The organism is Collimonas sp. OK412, assembly GCF_900112135.1.
Lineage (GTDB): Bacteria > Pseudomonadota > Gammaproteobacteria > Burkholderiales > Burkholderiaceae_D > Collimonas > Collimonas rhizosphaerae.
This window is the reverse complement of sequence record NZ_FOLC01000019.1, coordinates 60,407-81,272: the sequence shown is the minus strand read 5'-3', so window position 1 is coordinate 81,272 and position 20,866 is coordinate 60,407. Positions and strand designations below refer to the sequence as shown.

The window sequence follows — 20,866 nt, the reverse complement described above, 5'->3', positions numbered from 1 at the left end:
AGCCATCTGCTCCGCTTGCCTTGTTTTTTTTGACACAGCGAAATAAATGATCCCTTGTGGAGAATATATATATAATTTCCGCAGGGCAAATTTTGCCCCTCATTATTCAACGCCGGCCTTCCCCAGGCCGAGTGGATCTTGATTCAACAGGCACGCCACAGGATTTTACGGATCATCTTTTGGCTGCCGCATTGCGGTCTGCAAACCAGGTTTTTTCTTTCCCCTGACAAGGGCTCAAAAATGATGGTTTTTGGAGAAGAAAATGAATCGGAATTTTAGTGGATTAGCGTTAATTCTCAGCTTCGCCTGTTTTACCTCAAGCCTTGCCTTGGGCGCCACCATCACCAGGCAAATACCCAGCAGCGGCACAGTCAAGATTCCCGCCACCACCGTCGGCGTCGACGGTTTGTCCTCGCCTGAAGTCTCGCCGGTATTTTCGAACGCGCCAGATCTTGCCGACGGCCCCACCGCGGCGGGTACGGCGGGGTTGACCGGTAAAAGCGGGACGCAAAGTACCGCCGGCGTGCTGGCGCGGGTGGCGAAGTTCAAGATAAACCGCAGTATTGCCAGAACCCAGGGCAAAGGGCAGTGGACCGAAGCAGTCGGCAGGGACGCGCCAGACCGCCGAGTGCAAGTCAGCTTCGACGGCGAAAACTCGCGCAACCAGCGGCTGGCCAGCAACGGCAACCAGTTTTCCATCGAGCCGCCGGACCAGGGGCTCTGCGCCGGCAACGGTTACGTCATGGAATCGTTGAACGACGTCATGAAAGTTTACAACCGCAAAGGCGCCGCATTGAGCGGCGATATCGCGCTGAATGCGTTTTACGGCTACGCGCCGGCCATCAACCGCCAGGTCACGCCACGTGTCTTTGGGCCCTCGATTACCGACCCGGCCTGTTATTTCGATCCGGATGTAAAACGCTGGTTTCACCTGGTGCTGACCTTGGACACCGATCCTGCCACAGGTGCGCAAACCGGCACGAACCATCTCGACCTTGCGGTCAGCTCGTCCGCCGATCCGCTCGGGAGCTGGACGGTATACAAGATCGCCGTGCAGGATGACGGCACGCAAGGCACGCCCCAGCACCCAAATTGTCCATGCCTGGGCGACTATCCGCATATCGGAGCGGACGCCCACGGCATCTATTTGACGACCAACGAATTCCCGTTTTCCGGCGGCTTCAACAGCGCGCAGATATATGCCATATCGAAAAAAGCGCTGATCAGCGGCAGCGCATCGATACAGGTGGTGCAGCTGGACACGGCCGATTATCTGCTTGAAGGCAATCCAGGATTCACGGTATGGCCGGCAGTCTCGCCAGCCGGCGACTTTGAACGGAGCAACCACGGCACCGAATACCTGTTGAGCTCAGTCGCGGTATTTTCCAATTCCGGCAACGACAATCGCCTGCGGGTATGGGCAGTCGGCAATACCAGGTCGCTGAATGACGCGGCTCCTGCGCTGACGCTCCTGCACAATGTAGTCAGCGTCGACAGCTATGGCGTGCCGCCTGCGATTCCGCAGAAAACGGGCAGCGCGCCGCTGCGAGATTGCCTGAACGACCGGAGCATGGTGACGCCGGCCGGCGTCGGCTGCTGGCATTACCTGACCACTGTCCTGCCGGCAGTGCCCGAAACGCTGGCGGACCTGGATCCGAACGATTCGCGCATGCAGCAAGTGTTTTTCACCGGCGACCGCCTGTATGGTGCGCTCGATACCGTCGTCAATGTCGCCGGCCAGGAGCAGACCGGGATTGCCTACTATGTGCTGAATCCGGCCGTTTCGGCCAGCCAGGTTGGCGCATCCGTGACCAGGCAGGGGCAGGTGGCGCTTGCCGGCAACAGCGTTACGCGGCCGGCCATAGCGGCGCTGCCTAACGGCAAAGGCGTGATCGGCTTTACCGTGGCCGGCGCGGATCACTACCCGAGCGCCGGTTATATTCACTTCAGCCGCGACAACGGGCATAGGGGTGAAACGGCCAAGATCATTGCCAACGGGCTCGGGCCGGATGACGAATTCGGCGCCTATAACGCCTTCGGCACGCCACGCAGCCGGTGGGGCGATTATGGTGCGGCGGCAGTCGACGGCAACTATATCTGGCTAGGCGCCGAATACATTGCGCATGGCTGCACGCTGGGGCAATTTGCCAGCCTCGCCGATCCGGTGGCGCAGTTCAGCTGCAATGGCAGCCGCGTCGCCCTGACCAACTGGGCCACCCGCATCAGCAGGATCCAGCCTTGAAGTCTTGACCGGGAAGAGGGACCTGGAGTCGTTCGCCAGGTCCCTCGGCTAACCGGCGCAGGATGCTGGCATGCATGCATCTGAGCCGGCGCCGGGCAGCCGCTAGCGAGTGGCGCCCATGGCGACCAGACGATCCTCCATATCCGGACACCGCTGCTTCAGCATTCTTACTTTTCTTTCTCCGGCATCATGGATGAATGATGGGTCGAGATGAGCCATTGCTTCCCATCCCATTTGTAGGTGAAGGTATAGCGCGCTTTTACCTCTTGCCCCGTTTTCCCTAGCGTGAACGTATACAGGCCGATATCGATGGCGGTAGTGCAATCGATCTTGATGGTGCGCCAATTGATTTTCCCGCTCGGCTTGTTTTCCAGGAAATGTTCAAAATAATCGATTTTCTCTTCGCGGGTAACGCGGGGCTTGTTTGACAGGGTGGCAAGCAATACCGATTTATCCGCATAATTTGCGGCAACCTCACGCGGGTTGCCGGTCTTTAGCGAATTGTTCCAGCGATCAAACAATGACGCGATGTCAGGCTCGCTGGCTGCGGGACAGGCTTGCGCATTTTGCGGTCCTGGAGTGTCGCTTCCTGTTGGCGTCGTGGCGCAGCCGGAGATCGCAAAAGCGATGGCTGCTGACAGTGCTATGCGGCTCATTTCCATGGTTTTCCTATCGGGTAAGAGAGTTTGCCCACTTTCGGCACGGCTTGAAATTAATGCAAATAATGCCATATGGAAACATTGAAATGTGGAACAGATGCATATCGGCTGTGCATATTTTTATATGAAGGCCTGACCAGGCAGCCATCCTCGCCAACAGCAGCAAGTCCACCTGGAAAAACAACAGGTCAGATGACTTGTGGAAAAATTAATGTAAACAACGGCTTGTGCGCGTATCCGAGATACCGGAACAGGACCGGATCGCCTCTCTTGCAATACCACTCAAATACAGGTTGACAGTATTTTTTGCAGCTCCTACAGTCATCAGACAAGTGTTTCCGCATGGAAATATCGAGGATAGATTAAACCGGCGCAACAAAAAAACGAGGCCCGCAATGTGTTCGACCTTGGCCATCGCAAACCGCGCCGACAGCAGGCAAGCCATCCCAATCTATCTAGGAGAATCAATTGACATCGAAAATGATAAAAGGCCTTGCGATCGGCCTTTCATGCATGGCGTTCTCAGCGCATGGCGCCGAACAGGCAGATGCGGCGGGAACCAGCGCCACCAGCTTGAGCAGCTTTAAACATCCCGGCGTGCTGGTCGACCTGGCGCGCCTGAATTACATAAAAAGCCGGATCAATGCCGGCGCCGAGCCTTTTTCCTCGGCTTATGAGGCGGCCAAAAGCAGCGCGCTGGGATCGCTGAGCTACAGGGTGCAAGGGCCGCCGTCGAACCACCTGATCGAATGCGGCTCCGGTTCGGTGCCTGACCACGGCTGTTCGACCGAGGACAGCGACGCCGCCGCGGCCTATACCCAGGCGCTGCTGTGGTTCATCTCCGGCAACGCCACCTACGCCAAGAACGCGATCGCCATCATGAACGCCTATGCACGCAACCTGACCGGCGGGCACACCAATTCCAATGCGCCGTTGCAATCCGCATGGACTGCGGAAAAGTGGCCGGCGGCAGCTGAAATCATCCGTTATACCTATACCGGCTGGGCGGCTTCAGACATCACGGCCTTCCAAAAGATGCTCTCGACCCAGTACCTGCCATATATCAACGGCAACCAGGCCGCCGGCAAAAACGGCAATTGGGAATTGAGCATGATCGACGGCATGATCGGCGTCGCCGTGTTCACTGAAGACAAGGCGCTTTACGCCTCGGCGGTTGCGCTGTGGAAGAAATGGGTGCCGGCCTACTTTTACAACCATGCGGCAGACGGCGGCGCACCGGTGAAGTTCAGCGGCAGCCCGAGCGGCTGGAACGGGCAAACCGTGTTCAACGCGGCCACCAGCGGCGTGTCGCAAGAAACCTGCCGCGACACCCAGCATGTGCAGCTGGGCCTGGCTGCCGTCTTCAACGCTGCCGAGACCGCCTATGTCCAAGGCACGGACTTGTACACCCCGATGCAGGCGCGCCTGACCACATCGCTGGAATACCTCGCGCACTCGCTGCAAGGCGTGCGCAATACCTCGCAGACAAACACGGTCAACGTGCCTGCCGGGTTTCCCGGCCTGTGCGACGGCAGCTACATCCCGGTGCTGAAGGGCACGATGGAACGCGCCTACAACGGTTATCACAACCGCCTGGGCGTTGCGCTGCCGCAGACATTGAAACACCTGGTCAATGACGTGCGTCCGCATGCAAATCCCAACGATGAGCATGACGTGATCCTGGAAACGCTGACCCACGGCGGCAGCCCGGCAAGCAAATAAATCCATTGCCGGCCCCCGGCCGCAACCAGATACCGAAGAAAATCCAACAGGAGAATATTTTGGAGAATGCCCCCGTTGCATATTTATTCAAAAGCATTACGCTGGCCCTTGCAAGCGCCTGCATCCTGAGCGCTTGCGGCGACGGCGCGACATCCGCTTCCAGCTCGGCCGCCAGCGCTGCGAAACTCGCGGCAGCCGCCGGCACGCCTTACGGTGGAACCGCATGGCAGCTGCCGGGAACCGTCCAGGCTGAAAATTTCGATAGCGGCGGACAGAGCGTCGGTTACTTCAACGCCGCCAACACCAACCAGGGCGGCCAGTACCGCAGCGCCGAAGGGGTGGCGATCGAAGCGTCCACCGATGCCGGCGCCGGCTACGATGTCGGCTGGACCACGGCGGGCGAATGGCTCAACTACACCGTCAATGTAACGGCCGCCGGCAGCTATACGGCGCAGGTGCGGGTGGCCAGCCTCGGGCAGGGCGGCACTTTCCATTTCAATGTCGACGGCGCGCCTGCGACCTCCCAGTTCACGGTTCCCGATACCCAGGGCTGGCAGAACTGGCAAACGGTGTCGGCCGGCATCACCCTGAGCGCAGGCCCGCATGTCGTCCAGCTGTTCATGGATAGCGCGGGCAGCGGTGGGGCGGTCGGCAATTTCAACTGGTTCGCGATAGGCAGCGCCGCCGCGGCGCCGGATTTCGGCCCCAATGTGCTGATCTTTGATCCGTCCATGCCGAGCTCGGCTATCCAGGGGAAACTGAATACGGTCTTCAACCAGCAGCAGAGCAACCAGTTCGGCGCCGCACGTTATGCGCTCTTGTTCAAGCCTGGTTCATACAGCGTCGACGTGAATGTTGGTTTCTACACCCAGGTGCTGGGCCTGGGCAATTCTCCTGACGATGTCAACATCACCGGCGCGGTGCATGCCGAAGCCGACTGGTTCCAGGGCAATGCGACGCAGAATTTCTGGCGCGGCGCTGAAAACATGGCGGTCAATCCGTCCGGCGGCCTGGACCGCTGGGCGGTCTCCCAAGGCTCGCCGTTGCGCCGCATGCATATCCGCGGCAACCTGGCGCTGGACGACGGCGGCTGGTCCAGCGGCGGTTTCCTCGCCGATTCCAAGATCGACGGCCAGGTGCAGTCCGGCGGCCAGCAGCAATGGTTTACCCGGAATTCCCAGATCGGCAGCTGGAGCGGCTCCAACTGGAACATGGTGTTCGCGGGCGTTGATGGCGCACCCGGCGGCGTCACCTGGCCGAATCCGCCCGATACGATCCTGGCGACTACCCCTGTGGTCCGGGAAAAGCCATTCCTGACGATCGACGCCAGCGGCAAATACAGCGTTTTTGTCCCGGCGCTGGGCAGCAACGGCCACGGCGCCACCTGGGCCAGCGCAGCGGCGCCGGGCCAGGCGATCGCCATCAGCGAGTTTTATGTGGCGAAGGAGGGGACCGATACCGCCGCCACCATCAACGCCGCGCTTAGCCAGGGCAAGAACCTGATACTGACCCCCGGCGTCTACCACCTCAACGATACGTTGCGCGTGACCCGCGCCAACACGGTCGTGCTAGGCCTCGGCCTTGCCACGCTGACGCCGGACAACGGCGTGGCGGCGATGTCGGTAGCCGATGTCGATGGCGTCAAGATCGCCGGCATCTTGTTCGACGCCGGCCCGGTAAGTTCGCCGATCTTGCTGGAAGTCGGCCCCTCGGGAAGCACGGCCGGCCATGCGGCCAATCCGACCTCGCTGCATGACCTGTTCTTCAGGGTCGGCGGCGCGGCCGTAGGCAAAGCCGCCGTCAGCCTGAAAATCAACAGCAGCGACGTCATCGGCGACCACTTCTGGATCTGGCGCGCCGACCACGGCAACGGCGTCGGCTGGACCACCAACACGACCACCAGCGGCCTGATCGTGAACGGCGCCAACGTCACCATCTACGGCCTGTTTGTCGAACATTTCCATCAATACCAGACCTTATGGAACGGCAACGGCGGCCGCGTCTATTTTTACCAGAGCGAGCTGCCCTACGATGTGCCTAACCAAAGCAGCTGGATGAACGGCAGCAAGAACGGCTATGCATCCTATAAGGTGGCGGACTCGGTGACCAGCCACCAGGCGTGGGGCCTGGGCATCTACTGCTATTTCAGCAGCAACAACAGCGTAAAACTCGGCAGCGCCATTGAAGTGCCTGCAGCCGGCCTGAACGGGGCGATGATCCACGACATGACGACCGTGTCGCTGGGCGGCGTGGGGGAAATCACGCACGTCATCAATCAGTACGGCAACAGCGCGAACTCGGCGGCCAATGTGGTCAGGCTGGGGCAGTAAAGGTCAGGCCGGCGCCGGGATGAACCAGCGCCGGAGCGCTTCCTTCAATCCGTCCATGCTGTCCTCGTCGCCAGCCCAGGCGACGCAGGCATCGGGACGGATCAGCATCGAAGGCCCTGTGTCGACCGCTACGCAGCGTATTCTCTGCGTGGCGGCCGACGTGCTCCTGGCAATATGGGCTGTGGCCCTTATCCAGGCTCATCGGACTTTTCGGCAGAAGCGAGATGCAAAGGAAGCGGAAGCCGCCTTTCTCGCTATTGTCGATAAGGGAAGCATCGGGTTAAAAGCGGCAATGGCGAGCACGCCTTACGCTTAAGCAATCGGCTCCGGTCCAATGGCCGGTTTCCGAGGTTCGAGCGCGCGGCGCAATTGTGGCGCCTCTTGCTGGATATGGTCCCACAAGCGGTTCGCGACCGGCCCGTGCGGCCGGTCGCGGCGGCGCGCCACCGCCAGTTCCTCGATACGGCCTGGCAGATGGCGGCCGGCAATCGATTGCAGCCGGCCGTCGTGCAGCTCGTCTTCGATCAGGAAGCGGGGCATGTGGCCCCATCCGAGGCCCTGCAGGATGATTTCCTTCTTCATGCCCTGGTCGGCAACCATGCATTGAGGCGCGCCTTCGATCATGAAGTAGTCTTGTTGCGGTGAATGGCGGGCAGTGTCGCGCATGATGCATTGGGTGAAAGCGTGCATCCGGTCCGGCGTAATGGGGCGCTTGGTGCGCTCTGGCAGAAAGCCCGGCGCCACGACGGGAATGAACGGCACCTTGCACAGGTCAACCCATTCCACGCGCGGGTCGCTCTTGTCGATCCAGTGCAGAATCAAATCGGCGTCACCGTCGAATAGCCGCTCCCACGGGCCACCCACCGCTTCGAAGTGCAGGTGCAGGCGCGTGCCAGGACACTGGGCGAAGAACCGTCCGAGCATCCCCAGCGCCTGCGGGCGCGGGCACAGGTCGCCGATCACCACATGGATATCGCTTTCCTCGCCCATCGACAGCTGGGCGGCATGGATGCGCAAGCCGTCCAGTTCGCGCAGCAGCGATTGCGCCCGCCGATGGAACGATAGCCCCGCCTCGGTAGGATGCACGCGATAGCCGCTGCGATCCAGCAGGACAAGGTCGAGTTGCCGTTCCAGCTTGGCGACGGCGGCGAACACCGCCGGGTGCGAGCGATGCAGCATGGCCGCAGCAGGCTGAAAGCCGCCGGAGCGGACCACGGCGTCGAAGCACTGCAGGTCGTGCAAGGTGAAATCTGACATGTCATTTTTTCCTACAGAGATCATCATATCTTTGTAATATCATACAAATTGTGCCGCAGCTAGAATTTGCTTCATTCATCAATCAACAAGGAAGGTGTTTCCATCATGAATGAACTGAATTTTGTCAGCGCCGGCGACGGCGCCCGCATCGCTTATCGCATCGACGGCGACGCCGGCAAGCCGGTGCTGGTGCTGTCCAACTCCATCGGCACCACGCTGCGGATGTGGGACGCGCAGGTCGACGGCCTGTCCGCGCATTTCCGCGTTTTGCGCTATGACTTCCGCGGCCATGGGGGATCAAGCGTTCCGGCCGGCGCCTACTCGCTCGACCGACTTGGCCGCGACGTGATCGAGCTGCTCGATGCGCTCGGCATTGAACGGGCGCACTTTCTCGGCCTGTCGCTGGGCGGCTTCGTCGGGCAATGGCTTGGCGTTCACGCTCCCGAGCGGATCGACCGCCTGGTCCTGAGCAACACCTCGTCCTATCTTGGACCGGCAAAGCAGTTTGATGAACGGATTGCCGCCGTGCGGCAGGCGCCGGACATGGCGGAGACCGCCGAAATGTTCCTGGGTAACTGGTTTCCTGCACATATGCTTGCGGCGAAGGACCCCGTCGTCGAGGGGTTTCGCACCATGCTGCAGGCGATAGACAGGCAAGGCCTGGCTGGCTTGTTCGCGGCAGTGCGCGATGCGGATCTCCGTCGCACAATTGTGCTGGTCTCGCGGCCGACGCTGGTGATCGCCGGCCAGTACGACACTGTGACTGCCGCCAGCCACAGTGAGCTGATCGCGGCTACGGTGCCCGGCGCAAAGCTGGTTGTCCTGCCGGCGGTTCACTTGTCGAACGTGGAATATCCCGCCGAGTTCATGGAGGCGGTGCTCGGCTTTCTGCGCTGAATTACTTCGATGGCGAGTACGATGACGTCGTGAAACTACTCTGTCATCGAACGATGCAAATCCTGCAAGGCCGGCAGGATATTCCGGGGCTCATGCATGGATTTGCGTGCGGTGCCGACAGCTCGGCGCACGCTGCCCGGTGTCTCGCCCTTGTCGATCAGTGCGATCGCACGGGCCTTGCACGCCATCAGTATGTCCACCCAGTCCGCAGGCTGCATCGGCTGGAAGCGTCGCGTCACGAAACGGCTTGCACGGAACGCCGGACGCATCTGTTCCACCCCTGCGACTGCGACAGCGAAGCCCTCGGAAGTGCGAATGGCAACCGCGGGATCTAGGGCGTCTGCAAGGGCTGCCAATGCATCTGCCAGGCGTCGCCGCAGTGCGGCGGTCGACCGTACCGGCAGTACGAACCAGGCAGCGGCGACGCCTATGATCGCGCCGATCATGATTTCCTCCAGGCGCGGCCACAGCATGTGCGGCGCCGGCGAGCCTGCGAAGCCTTGCAACAGTGCCAGCGCGATGGTGACGAACAGCGCCCACCATGCGTAACCCAGCGGCCGCAGCCATACTCCAAGAAAGATCGCGACGAGGATCTGCACCGCGGTGATCTGGTCGTGGGATCCGCTTTGCATGCTGAGCGACAAGGCAATGATGGTGCCTGCCGCCGCTCCCAGTACGCGCAGCACACTCTTGTAGGCAACGTCCAGCCGGCCGCGATTGCCGCTGTTGACGATGAAGGCGGTGAGGACGATCCACGACCAGCGTTCGCTAAAGAAGACATAACCAATCACAAACGATGCTGCAAGCGCCGCGGCCATCTGGATTGCCATCCTGGTGGAAGCTGCCGGCCTTGACGAACTGGCACGTGCTGGTACCGGCAGCGGATATTCCGGCACCAGTGCTGATGCCAGAAAGCCAGCGCGGCGGGCGAGCGCGTGCAATGCGCCTACCCACAGCAGGGCGAGCAATGCGACGATCACGGGCATCAATGCCGCCAAGGCAGGGGTCACCCGCGTTGCCGGGATATACGGCGCGCTGAGCAACGCGACGAAGGGCAGTGCGATGAGAGAGCCGGCGCGGCGCGCCATGGGGCTGAATCGACGCAACCAGATCGACAGAAACATGCCTGCAATAAAGACGAGTGCGCCGATCCATGGGGCGACCCGCAATAACATGCCGACACCGACTGCGACGAGGCCGACAGCCGGGAGTACGATGGCTGCTTCGATCCTGCCGCGGCGGTCGCGATCCAGCTGGCTGCGCGAAAGTGAAATGCAGAGCACCACCGCCAGCACCGCAGGACCCGGTTCCGGGTCAATCGCCAGTGCGCACAGCAAGGTGGCAATGGCGGCGAGCATGGTCACTACGGCTTCCCGCAATGCACGGAAGACAGTCGCCGCATTAGGCATGCGTCGCGCCAAGGCTGGAAAGGTCACAGATCGATCCAATAGGTTTTCATGTCAATTTTTCAGTTGAAGATTGGCAAACGCCTCGGCAATCCGCAGGGGAGCAGTGGGGCGGGCATACATTCTATCCAGATAAGTGCGCAGTCGCGGGTGTTCATTGATCAGATGATATTCATTGGCCCAATCCATCAGGTACGCGGTCACGCAATCGGCTATAGTAATGGTGTCGCCAACGATGAACTGCCGTCCTGCCATGTGATTATCCAATATGGTCGCCATGGCAATGAATTCCTGGCTCGCGATGGGAATTTCTTCAGGAATCCGCTTGTCTTCCGGATATAACCAGGAATGGCGCGTGATACGCCACAACGGCTGTTCCAGTTCCGTCATGGCAAACATCACCCAGCGATACGCTTGGCCCAACTGCTCGCGGTCAGCAGGAAGCAGCCCTTTATCCGGGTATTTTTCAGCCAGGTACATGACAATCGCTGCTGATTCGGTGAGGACCATGTCGCCATCGACGAGCACAGGCACCTTGCCGGCGGGGTTGATGCGGAGGAACTCGGGATGACGATGTTCTCCAGCCAAGATGTTGACCGGTACAAATTCGAACTCGGCACCGAGTTCATTTAATGCCCACAGCGCGCGAATTGAGCGGGTGGCGGCAAATCCATAGAGTTTCATCATGATATTTCCTTTCAGGTTTAGATTGGTTGCTAATGACTAGTCGAATGGCGAAGCGCAGGATCGACAGCCGGATGGTTGAAGATTGCGCACCGCATTGACTCTCCAGACTGGCTTGTTAGCAACCTTTTCCTGAAAGAACTCCGTGGAGCCTGATGGTTGGATATGCTATATGCCAACCCCGAAGGTACTGAAGTACCAGAATGCCGATGTAAGCCACAACCCCAGGAGAATGGAGAACAGTGCACTTCCGGCAAGTGGCAGCGCCCAGCCTCGAAAGCCGTTTGAGCGGACAATGAGAACCTTTGCGAGAACGGTCCCGTAGAGCAACGACCCCAGCAATGAGTGAATGTAGGCACGGGCATCATATGTCCCGAAACCGAGCAGGAAGATGCAGTGGTAGGCCACTGGCAGTGTCAGCAGGATGGCTGCGCGCCCCGACCAGCGATGCACCACATGGTAAAAGCGCCCCTTCGGCGGGAAGCGCAGCACTTCATAGATGCGCGACGCCGTCAGCAACTGGCCCAATGCCAGTAGCAACGCAACCGTTATCAGCCACGCCTTCATATGCAGGGTATCGCTGAAGAAGAGGTGAAAAAAAGGAGTTTCGTAGGGCTGCCTGACGGTCTTGCTTGCCGCAAGACCGACGGTGATTGCGACGAATGCGACGAGTACAAGGGGGAGCACAAGGAACACTCGACCGAGAACGGTCCGCCTGCCGGGAGAGGCATTATCGCTCATTGATCTATTAAACATGATCCGCACCTCATCTTGCGCCACCGAGCGCTGCGATCAATTTGTCGGCTCAGTTCTTGTCGCTGAACCTGATCGACACGTGCGTACCGTCGCAGAAAGGCTTGTTCTGCGACGCACCGCAGCGGCACAAGGTCACGCGATTGCGTATTTCGTATTCGAAACCGTCGCCCCCGATCAGCTGCACTCCGCCACGCAACCATAGCGGCCCGGAACACTCCTTGGCGGGGTCTTCGATCAGGCATATGGATGGCGCATGCATCGGCTCGATCGGTTTGCCGGTCTGGTTGTCCCAAGCCACCAGCCGCCCCGAAGGGCAGTCGCAGGCCTGGCTTGCGAAATGTTTACTCGCTGAAGGGTTGTCGGTTGTGCTGACGAGATTCCATACCCCTCCATGTGGATCGCAAAAGCGCGCGAACGCGCACAAGCTCTCGACGTCCGTCAATGACATTGTCGGGCCTCGTATTACCTTGGCCTGATCGAGATACGGCTGGCGGCTCGCGGTTTCGGTTCCGTCAAATCCGGTTTTTGTATGCGAGCCGTCGCAAAATGGCTTGTTCGCGCTGCGGCCGCAGCGGCACAGCGCGTATCGTCCCTGAGGCGGATATTCCTGTTTCCGCTCCCACTTTACCGATTCGCCATCTTCGTTTGCGCCGATGATCTCCTTGCTCAGAGGTACATCGCCCGAGACGATATACGGGCCGTTCTTCGAAATCTGGACTTTCGCGCCTGCGGGTTTCTGCTGGTTCATCTGAGGCCTCCGAAACGTATCAGCCTGTTACGGTTATTTTTCCACTCATTTCCTCATGGCCGCTGCCACAGAAATTGTCACATAAAAAATCGTATTCGCCGGCCTTGTCAGGTGTCAGCCTGACCTGGGTGACCTTGCCTGGCGGCAGGTCGGCGCGGATATTCATGTCTGGTATCTTAAATCCATGCACGAAATCCACTGAGGTGAACTCCAGCACTACCGGCTCGCCCGTTTTCAGGACAATTTCGTTCGGTGTATAGACGAATTTTCTGGCCTGAATTTTTATGACCCTTTCTTTTGCAACCTTCTTTGTCTGCCCCTGGGCGTTGATGACCGCCCCCGATAGAAGCGCCCCGATGCCATAGACGGCGCGTAAACATATCTGCCTTCTTGAGCGATCCATGGCTTACGTCCTTGTCACAGGAAACTCAGTGATCTTGTAATCGCTATCCTTGCGTTCAGCTTCTACCTCGCGAAAACCGAGTCCGTTATTCGGCGCAGCGGCATCCCACGGCAAGGGGGTGCGCTTGTCTTGCGAGCCTGGCGCCGGCAATGGGAAAATGAGCGACTTGGCCGCGTGGTGCGCGATCTGCCCCGTCATGTGGTGATTTTCCTGGTGAATGTGGCCATAGAACACCGTTACATTGCTGTATGGCGTCAATAACCCAATCGCTTTGTCGCCATCGCGGGTGGCCCAATCCCATTTGGGTACCAGGTCGAACAGGGGACGATGCGTGAAGACAACAATTCGCGCATCTTTTGCTTGTTTGGCTAGATCGTTTTTAAGCCAATCCAGTTGGGCATCGCCAATACTTGCGCCGGGATCGGACACGTTATCCAAAGCGATGAAATGTACTCCCTTATGATCAAACACGTAGTTCGTCGGGCCAAAGTTTTCCTTGAATGCCGCGCCGTTATCGAGCGAAGCGTCATGCTCTCCCGGGATAAAACGCACGGTTTTCACTTTCAATCCGGCGGCAATCTCTTTGAACTCGGCCATACGTTTCCGGCGTTCCTTCGGATCATCCGTGGTGTGGGTCAGGTCCCCGGTAAAGATAATGAAGTCCGGTTGCACTTCAAGTGCATTGACAGTCGCAACCGTCTTCTTGAATGTGTTGAGCGCATCCGGATTGGCCGCGCCGCTATACCCCCAATGAATGTCGGACAACTGAACGAAGTAGAAATCGTCGTAAGCGGATGCCGCCGCCTTCTTGTCGGTAGTTGCAGCTTGCGCCTGGCCATATAGCCCGGAAATAAATACCGCACCGCCGCCGACAGCGGTCAGTTTCATAAAGCTTCTGCGATCAATCATGATTTTTCTCCTTTAAATGGTTGGAATAGCTGTAGGGCAGACCGTTGCAGGACATTTTGCGCAACAGGTCGGTCGCGTGGTCAGGGCTTCTCTTCTCGTCCCGCCTCTTTCTTCAAATAGGCGATCAAGTCGGCGCGGTCTTTTGCGTCAGGCACCATGAAACCCATTTTTTGGCCCGGAATCAGTTTCTCGGGATTGGTCAGCCATTTATCCAGCGTTTTTTCGTTCCAGACAATGCTGGATGCCTTCACGGCTGGTGAATAGAGGTAATCAGCGCGACTGCCAGCCTTCCTGCCAAACAGCCCCTTGTGTGCCGGCCCCACGCCGTTGTAGTCAATCGAGTGACAGGACATGCACATGCTTTGGTAGAGCTGCTGGCCGCGCATCGTATCGCCGGCAGCGGCAGCGGCGCCGCTGAAGCCCATCAGCATGGCCAAGCCCAGGCCAAGGAATAAGTGATCTTGTTTCATGTGGAAATCCTTTTGATTTGCAAGTTTGCTGGTGCCCGATCAATGTCATCCATTCCTGTAAACGGTATAACTTGGAACGAGAGGAAAATATTCCCGTAAATCGCGATTTATTCTTTTAACGGGTTTTCTTCATGGTCTTCCTCTGCCAGTACCGCTTGCTCGAATGCATGCAGATGGCTGGATTGGGCATCGGTGATGGCCCAGTAAGCCATGCCGTTGCGCTGCCAGTGAGCTATCGCATAACCATCCGAGGCCCGTGCCGCGGGAACCGGCGTACCGCCGGCATCGGGAAACACGTACAGGTCGATGGGGTGCTTTTGGTAGTGATAGATCAGTACCGCGACGGTGCGGTGCCCCACGTAGTCGATTCGTCCGCCGACGAGCGGAAAACCTTGCGCGGCGAGATCGACGACCGGCGGCGTATAGTCGAGTCTGCCGTTGAACCACGGCTTGACGGTGTGCTGATCGGTCGATACGACGTCGATCGGGTGCTGCGACAACAGCGAGCGTACGTGGCTCGACACAATCTCCTGGGCGATTGAGCCGGTTGGCGCCGGCCGCTGGATCAAGGTGACCGCGCTCAATGCCAGCGCACAGACCGCGATCCCCGCAACACTGCCGTTAAGCCATGCCCGCACGCCATCCGTGGTGAAGCCGCCCCATGCAAAGACGGTCCGGCGGGGCGACTCGCGCGGTAATTCGCGCGGCAACTCGGCGAGCACGCGCGCGCGCAGATGGGGTGGGGCGCGATGATAGAGCGATCCGTCACGCAGCACACTACCAAGCGAGCTTAATGTTTCTTTCTTGTCCATTATTTAACTCCTTTTGGTGAACCCGGTACAGGCATCCTGACCAGGTTGCCGTCTACCTTGCCGCGCACGGGCGCAAGCCCGGAAGGTCTCGCCTCCTGCGCCTTGCGCACTGCCGCACAAAGCAGGCTGCGGCCACGCGCCAGCCGCGACATCACTGTGCCGATCGGAACGCCCGCGACGGTCGCAATGTCGCGGTAGCTCATGTCTTCCAACTCGCGCAGGACCAGCACCTCGCGATATTCGACCGGCAATAAGCCGAGCGCGCGATGAATCAAGTCCACGTCGTCGCGCCGCACAGCGAGCGTTTCGGGATCGCTGCCGATCTCGTCGGCCCATCCTGGGAGTCGCTCGTCGTCGTGCAGTCCGTCGTCATAGGGTGTGTCGTCGGCTGCGTCGTTCCGCCTGCGCCATTCGGTAAACCAGGTGTTCCGAACGATCGCGAGCAGCCATGCTCGCGCATTGTCGCCATGGAAGCCGTCGAAGAACCGAAAGGCGCGCAGGTACGCATCCTGCACGACATCGTCGGCATCACTCGCGCTGCCGGTCAGCCAGCGTGCCAGGTTGTAGGCGGCATCCAGGTGCGGCAACGCCAGTTCTTCGAATCGGCGTGACTTGTCGGCCGCGATCACGGTGATCTCCCGCTTTCTCCGATTTGCGCCTGGTCTATTTGGCGACTACGCCAACCATATGGGGGTGTCTTGTAATCGTTTCTCATGGGTCCCTCCATTGCCTGTCCGGTGGGGAGATGCTCGCAGCATCCGAGCGCCGCAAATGCCGACGTTCATACACCCATAACCGTCAGTGGCCAGGATTTATTCCCGCGATATTTTTTAATCACCGCGACAAAGCCGGGAATAAAACGAAGAGCGCGACGGTATACGCGGAGATCCTCCCGCCACTTGTCTCATGGAAACGCATCAAGGCAGCAGTGGCCAGGGCGGAGCAACCCGAATCACGATCATTTTCAATTCTGTTCCTCTTCCGGATCCGGGCCGGCTTGGGTAAGGCGCAAAATGCCATCCGGATCGAAGTAAAAATGCATCATCGAATACCACACGCCGTCTTGCAGGAAGCGGTAACTCCAGACATGGCGCCGCATGAGCGGGAAATAGGCGGTTTCGACCGGTCGCCCAAAATGCACCAGCACATCCTGCGTGGTCCACTGGCCGATTCTGGCCTGGCCGAATTCCTCGATGGTCAATACCTGCTTGATGCTGACAACTCGCCCATGCCCGTCGATGTCAGCTGCCCACGTGTATTCGCCGGCAGGTTGCGTGGGATAAAGCCAGCGTGTGGTGCCATCCGGCAGGTGATAGACCTCGCGCGGAGCGCCGAGCCGCGCTTGGACGTCGGCCTGGCTGGCGCCGGGCGGAATGGATGCCGGCGTGGCACAACCGGCTACCAGCATGGCGACGGCGATAGACGCGTAGTGAGCGTTCGACCACCAGTCGTACTTCATGGAGTGGATGGGACTCATGGTTTGCCTCCAACGAATAGTCATATGAATCGGATCGCGGCTGCCAGGGAAAATAACCGGGCAGCCGCCGTCAGGCCGCCTCAACAGACTGTTGCAGCTCGCGTCACTGTCCGGAGTACATGCTGCCCTGATCTGACGGCATGCCCGAGGCAGCATTCATGGGATCAAGCTGTGCGCATCCGGCAGCGGCAAGAGTGAGGAGGGTGACGCCAATGGCGAGAATGGTTTTTGCGAATTTCATGATGATCTCCTATAAGATCGAAATACATGGCAAACCGGGAAAAGCGTTGGTTTGCCAATCAAATGAACACCAGTGTGTTATCTGGTGCCAGCCGGGGGCGGCACTGCGCCGCAGCGCCTCTTTTGCGCTGTGGGCCTATCCATGTTTCCGGTTCTGGAAACACTGGTGCGTGTCGTCACTTGTATAACTGCCGGCCGTCGAAAGTTATTCTCGTCATATTTTTCTGCTTGCTCCCCATGGCCGGGAATAAAATCAAGCGCGCGCACGTATACCGGCGCCAGGAATACACAGGAATCCAACCAAGCGCGTCTTGGCCGATTTTTTCATCTCCAGACTTACTGAGGCAGCGTGGCGTGCTGATTAGGTTGCCGTACCTGATATTCGGATATTTCATGTTTTCCTCTGCACGGCTATAACTTCGCATAATTTGTATTATGTAAAACGAGATCCAATGTTATTGATGTTCACTAAGCGCTCTAACTCATTGAATTGATTATGTTCTGCATTGGACCCGATTCCCCATTAACCCCAATGTTTGACATGTTCATATACGACTCTATCTTCATGAATCTAAAGGCTTTATAGCAGTCGTTCAAATACACGCTTGCAATCAACGAGCTGCCGCCTATTATGGCGGCCATGAAAATATTTCCTTGTAGATTGTCCGATGGCCGACGCCTTCCCGTACTCTTCAGACTCATTCCGTCTCAGCCTGTCCTGGTTCCATTTCTCTTTGTAGTACTTAAGCGCCAATACAGGGCCTTCAATACGATCCGAAATGATCTCGTTGCTATTAAAGCATTTTATGAATTTCATTCGCTTCAGAATATAGACGTCGATGAAACGCTGATCAATGGACAGCTACCCAAAAGATTTCAATTTTCGAAGCATTGAAGCGGACGGCGGAAATCCCTGAGATATCCACTGGTGGCCGCACAGGACTTGCGAAGCTAGCTGTTCATCTTGATGGACTTGAGAATGCTTCCCCTTGGTCATTCTTGACCGTATGGCTATTCGAAAGAAGTGACTATCTACAACCACTTCTGAGCAAAAAAAATGCCAAAGCGCAGCAGAATCTAATTGCTATCTATCACTTCCTCAAGGTTTGCGGCGAGAACGCGAAAGCCGGCCGCGTCGGCAGGCGCGAGTTCTTAAAGCGTATCCGTCGCATCGAAGCGCTCAATCAAGACACGCCATTCCGCGCCGTTTCATCGGAGGCATCCGATATCGATGCAATTCGTGTCATGACAATCCACGGCAGCAAAGGATTGGAGTTCAGAGCAGTACATTTTCCGGTCATTGCCACCAGGTACATGCCGATGTCGCGAAGCGGCGGCGGCGTCCAATGCCCGCCGCCGCCGACACTCGCTCAACTAAAAATGGACAAGGATGATCACGACGCTGAAGAGGAAGGACTCTTCTTCGTGGGGTTATCGCGCGCGAGAGATTTTCTATCGCTAAGCCGAGCGGAAAAGTATGCCGCCAAAGTGAGCGCTAGCGCTTCAAAATTTCTTGACCATATCGGAACTCATGTCACGCACGCCGATTTCAAGGGCGCTGGAGCATCTTTCGCGGGCACGCCGCTCTACGTGCCGTGCGAGGCTTTCTCGATCTATCCCGAAAAGCAGCTTTCTCTTTATATGGAGTGCCCTGCGCGGTTTCGTTACGAGATCCTTGACCGGTTGAAAGGGGCACGTGGCGACAATCCTTATGCTCTCTTTCATCGCTGCGTATACATAACGGTCGATTGGCTGGAACAAGAAAGGATGGCCGGTAGCATGCCGACGGTCCAGGAGGGGCTGACGCACCTTGCTGCTGTATGGAGCGAGCGCGGCCCACTGACCCATGGATTTGAACTCTACTATCGTCGCGCGGCTGAAAGCATGGTACGCGCTATGTGCGAGGCTATATTGCGCGAAACCGGCCAGTATGCTCGCGCGGAATGGCAAATCCCGCTGTCCAATGGGATCGTTTCCATCACCCCCGACAGGGTACTCATTGAGCAGAGCGGACTTGTTCGTGTCCAACGGACACGCACTGGGAAAAAGACGAAAAGTGAGCTAGGGAAGCCGATCTACGCCTTACTGCAAAAAGGCGCGACCCTTCATTATCCGAACCACCCGGTCAGCATTGAGACATTCTTTCTCGCCTCCGGCGATGTGCAGGTCATTCCGTCCGGCGACGATAGCAAGAAGTTGGCGCTATATGACGAGGCAATCGCCGGGATAAAGAAGGGAGATTTCAATATTCCTTCTCCATTGCCAAGGTTTTGCCCCAATTGCCCGGCATACTTTGCCTGCGGCGCTCACTAGCAAAGGAAATACCCGTTTTTTTCGGAGTCGCATCGCTTACTTCTTATAGGCACCCAATTCGGGGCCACTTTATAGGAGTAAGTTAGTATGACCACCCTTGTTGTCTTCATCCAAGTCCAGGGCCGCCCTGGCATCATCGAGACCAAGCTTGGTCCGGCCACCACGATCGGCGAACTCAAAGCTGCGCTCGCCGCTGTCGGCGTAAATATTGACGTAGAGACGTTCATTTACGTCGAGGATGCCGAGAACCACCTGCACGGGGAGCACCACGAACCCGCGTATGGCGTTAAGCACGGGTGCCGCATCCACGTGAGCCGTTGCAAACGCATCCGCGCGACTGTCCACTACCTCGATAAAACGGAAACCCGCGATTTTGCGCCGGGTGCTCGCATTCGCGCGGTGAAGGCCCACGCGGTCGATGTGTTTCATATTCCACCTAAGGATGCCGGGGAGCACGTCTTGCAGCTCTGTAATTCCCTGGAGCGCCCGGCGAGCGATACGCCGCTGCACACGCTTGCCGATCACAACACCTGCGCCGTGTGCTTCGACTTGGTGCCGGAAAAGCGCATAGAGGGTTAGATGATCAGCGCTCCTTCTCCTGATCACTTGCTGCTAGAGCAAGATCTCGCCACCCCGGAAATTCGGTGCGGCGAGATCGAGGAGCGCTGGCGGCATATTCGCACGTCGTGGCCGCACGTCTTCTTTGCAGTATCCGCGCCGCAACGCCCGAATGGCCCGAAGGAATTCGGATTCCGATTCGAATACACCGGCTACCGCCAAACACCTGTGACCGCCCAGCTTTGGGATCTGGAGGCCGATGCGCCCCTTCCCCATGCGAAATGGCCAACGGGAACGTATGTTGTGCCGTCCGTCTTTCGCAAAGACTGGCAACAGGGTAACTGTCTCTATATCCCCTGCGACCGCATTTCGATCCAAGGTCACACAGCTTGGCTCAACGACCACCCTTCGCGCCTGTGGCAACCGGCGCGTGGAATCATCTGCTATCTGGAGCAACTCTATGAACTTTTCAATCAAGGCGACTATACGGGCTTGGTCAGCGCCTGAGCACAAGCTGGCCTGTCGGAAGCAACTGTGGCGGAAAATCGTAGCGGAACTCGAGCGGCGCGGTAAGCGCCGCCACGAAGCCGGAACCTTTTTGCTTGGTATCGAGCGCAATGGCCGCAAAGAAGTGCAAAGTGCGGTGTATTACGATGATCTCGACCCGAGTGCCTACGATTCCGGTGTGTGCATTCTGCATGGCGATGCATTTGCAAAGCTCTGGTCACATTGCCGCGAGAAAGGCCTGACCGTCGTTGCAGATGTCCACACGCACCCCGGCGCGGGCTTTCAAAGTGATTCTGACCGCACCAACCCCATGGTCGCGCGGCAAGGACATATCGCGATCATCCTTCCCAACTTTGCACGCTGGCCTATTCGTCAGGGCAATCTCGGCATTTATGAGTATTGCGGTCAGCATGAATGGCTGGAACGTAGCCCGGCCCATGCCCCCAACTTCTTTTACACGGGTTTTTGGAGCTAAC

At 58.2% G+C, this 20,866-nt stretch carries 22 protein-coding genes; 8 read left to right on the top strand and 14 right to left on the bottom strand.

The genetic code is table 11. From position 1 onward, the window contains the following. Positions 1 to 262 precede the first annotated feature (262 nt). Entirely contained in the window at positions 263 to 2,242 is a 1,980-nt protein-coding gene (locus BM062_RS18375; protein ID WP_139220106.1) for a hypothetical protein, read from the top strand. 167 nt (positions 2,243 to 2,409) lie between these two features. Here the strand turns inward: BM062_RS18375 and BM062_RS18370 are convergent, their stop codons facing one another. Then, a complete protein-coding gene (locus tag BM062_RS18370) occupies positions 2,410 to 2,904 on the bottom strand; it encodes an SgcJ/EcaC family oxidoreductase (protein WP_371326607.1) in 495 nt (164 codons plus the stop codon). Positions 2,905 to 3,381: 477 nt separating this feature from the next. Between BM062_RS18370 and BM062_RS18365 the strand changes: the two genes are divergently transcribed. Both BM062_RS18365 and BM062_RS18360 read left to right on the top strand, forming a co-directional pair. Continuing rightward, on the top strand, positions 3,382 to 4,623 hold the full coding sequence (locus BM062_RS18365; protein ID WP_092399477.1) for an alginate lyase family protein: 1,242 nt from the start codon (positions 3,382 to 3,384) through the stop codon (positions 4,621 to 4,623). 59 nt (positions 4,624 to 4,682) lie between these two features. After that, positions 4,683 to 6,953, top strand: a complete 2,271-nt coding sequence (locus tag BM062_RS18360) for a carbohydrate-binding protein (protein ID WP_139220105.1) — start codon at positions 4,683 to 4,685, stop codon at positions 6,951 to 6,953. A 3-nt stretch (positions 6,954 to 6,956) separates the two neighbouring features. Here the strand turns inward: BM062_RS18360 and BM062_RS26265 are convergent, their stop codons facing one another. Continuing rightward, the gene (locus BM062_RS26265; RefSeq protein WP_371326606.1) at positions 6,957 to 7,061 is read right to left on the bottom strand and encodes an aromatic-ring hydroxylase C-terminal domain-containing protein; all 105 of its coding nucleotides are present in this window, start codon (positions 7,059 to 7,061) and stop codon (positions 6,957 to 6,959) included. 204 nt (positions 7,062 to 7,265) lie between these two features. Beyond that, on the bottom strand, positions 7,266 to 8,210 hold the full coding sequence (locus BM062_RS18350) for a LysR family transcriptional regulator (RefSeq protein WP_092399473.1): 945 nt from the start codon (positions 8,208 to 8,210) through the stop codon (positions 7,266 to 7,268). A 105-nt stretch (positions 8,211 to 8,315) separates the two neighbouring features. Here BM062_RS18350 and pcaD point away from each other — a divergent pair, with 105 nt between their 5' ends. Next, positions 8,316 to 9,107 (top strand): 3-oxoadipate enol-lactonase, encoded by a 792-nt coding sequence (gene pcaD / locus BM062_RS18345; RefSeq protein WP_092399471.1) that lies wholly within the window; start codon positions 8,316 to 8,318, stop codon positions 9,105 to 9,107. Between the two features lie 35 nt (positions 9,108 to 9,142). On the opposite strand, the gene BM062_RS18340 is transcribed toward pcaD, so the two are convergent. The 11 genes from BM062_RS18340 to BM062_RS25650 all read right to left on the bottom strand — a co-directional run bounded on the left by BM062_RS18340 (position 9,143) and on the right by BM062_RS25650 (position 17,013). Further along, on the bottom strand, positions 9,143 to 10,465 hold the full coding sequence (locus BM062_RS18340; protein WP_254785153.1) for an FUSC family protein: 1,323 nt from the start codon (positions 10,463 to 10,465) through the stop codon (positions 9,143 to 9,145). A gap of 102 nt (positions 10,466 to 10,567) precedes the next feature. After that, on the bottom strand, positions 10,568 to 11,197 hold the full coding sequence (locus BM062_RS18335) for a glutathione S-transferase family protein (protein WP_175501078.1): 630 nt from the start codon (positions 11,195 to 11,197) through the stop codon (positions 10,568 to 10,570). A 168-nt stretch (positions 11,198 to 11,365) separates the two neighbouring features. Continuing rightward, positions 11,366 to 11,938: a DUF6529 family protein gene (locus tag BM062_RS18330; RefSeq protein WP_092399465.1), complete on the bottom strand. Its 573-nt coding sequence runs from the start codon at positions 11,936 to 11,938 to the stop codon at positions 11,366 to 11,368. Between the two features lie 64 nt (positions 11,939 to 12,002). Then, complete coding sequence (locus BM062_RS18325) at positions 12,003 to 12,701, bottom strand: CDGSH iron-sulfur domain-containing protein (RefSeq protein WP_092399463.1); 699 nt, start codon at positions 12,699 to 12,701, stop codon at positions 12,003 to 12,005. Between the two features lie 19 nt (positions 12,702 to 12,720). Further along, a complete protein-coding gene (locus BM062_RS18320; RefSeq protein ID WP_092399461.1) occupies positions 12,721 to 13,104 on the bottom strand; it encodes a cupredoxin domain-containing protein in 384 nt (127 codons plus the stop codon). 3 nt (positions 13,105 to 13,107) lie between these two features. Next, complete coding sequence (locus BM062_RS18315; RefSeq protein WP_092399459.1) at positions 13,108 to 14,013, bottom strand: metallophosphoesterase family protein; 906 nt, start codon at positions 14,011 to 14,013, stop codon at positions 13,108 to 13,110. A gap of 80 nt (positions 14,014 to 14,093) precedes the next feature. Continuing rightward, complete coding sequence (locus BM062_RS18310) at positions 14,094 to 14,483, bottom strand: c-type cytochrome (protein ID WP_217647609.1); 390 nt, start codon at positions 14,481 to 14,483, stop codon at positions 14,094 to 14,096. Between the two features lie 107 nt (positions 14,484 to 14,590). After that, positions 14,591 to 15,295, bottom strand: a complete 705-nt coding sequence (locus tag BM062_RS18305; protein WP_092399457.1) for an anti-sigma factor family protein — start codon at positions 15,293 to 15,295, stop codon at positions 14,591 to 14,593. Next, complete coding sequence (locus tag BM062_RS18300; RefSeq protein ID WP_092399455.1) at positions 15,295 to 15,924, bottom strand: RNA polymerase sigma factor; 630 nt, start codon at positions 15,922 to 15,924, stop codon at positions 15,295 to 15,297. Before BM062_RS18300 ends, BM062_RS18305 begins: the two co-directional genes overlap by 1 nt. 335 nt (positions 15,925 to 16,259) lie before the next feature. After that, a complete protein-coding gene (locus BM062_RS18295) occupies positions 16,260 to 16,772 on the bottom strand; it encodes a dethiobiotin synthetase (protein WP_254785146.1) in 513 nt (170 codons plus the stop codon). A 103-nt stretch (positions 16,773 to 16,875) separates the two neighbouring features. Next, positions 16,876 to 17,013, bottom strand: a complete 138-nt coding sequence (locus BM062_RS25650; RefSeq protein WP_175501073.1) for a hypothetical protein — start codon at positions 17,011 to 17,013, stop codon at positions 16,876 to 16,878. A 998-nt stretch (positions 17,014 to 18,011) separates the two neighbouring features. On the opposite strand from BM062_RS25650, the gene BM062_RS18285 reads away from it, so the two are divergent. The 4 genes from BM062_RS18285 to BM062_RS18275 all read left to right on the top strand — a co-directional run bounded on the left by BM062_RS18285 (position 18,012) and on the right by BM062_RS18275 (position 20,865). Continuing rightward, complete coding sequence (locus BM062_RS18285) at positions 18,012 to 19,325, top strand: ATP-dependent helicase (protein WP_175501072.1); 1,314 nt, start codon at positions 18,012 to 18,014, stop codon at positions 19,323 to 19,325. Positions 19,326 to 19,412: 87 nt separating this feature from the next. Beyond that, positions 19,413 to 19,904: a hypothetical protein gene (locus tag BM062_RS18280; RefSeq protein WP_092399447.1), complete on the top strand. Its 492-nt coding sequence runs from the start codon at positions 19,413 to 19,415 to the stop codon at positions 19,902 to 19,904. Then, complete coding sequence (locus BM062_RS25645; RefSeq protein ID WP_175501071.1) at positions 19,905 to 20,390, top strand: DUF7665 family protein; 486 nt, start codon at positions 19,905 to 19,907, stop codon at positions 20,388 to 20,390. After that, positions 20,344 to 20,865: a Mov34/MPN/PAD-1 family protein gene (locus BM062_RS18275; RefSeq protein ID WP_175501070.1), complete on the top strand. Its 522-nt coding sequence runs from the start codon at positions 20,344 to 20,346 to the stop codon at positions 20,863 to 20,865. Before BM062_RS25645 ends, BM062_RS18275 begins: the two co-directional genes overlap by 47 nt. The last annotated feature ends 1 nt before the right edge of the window (position 20,866 follow it).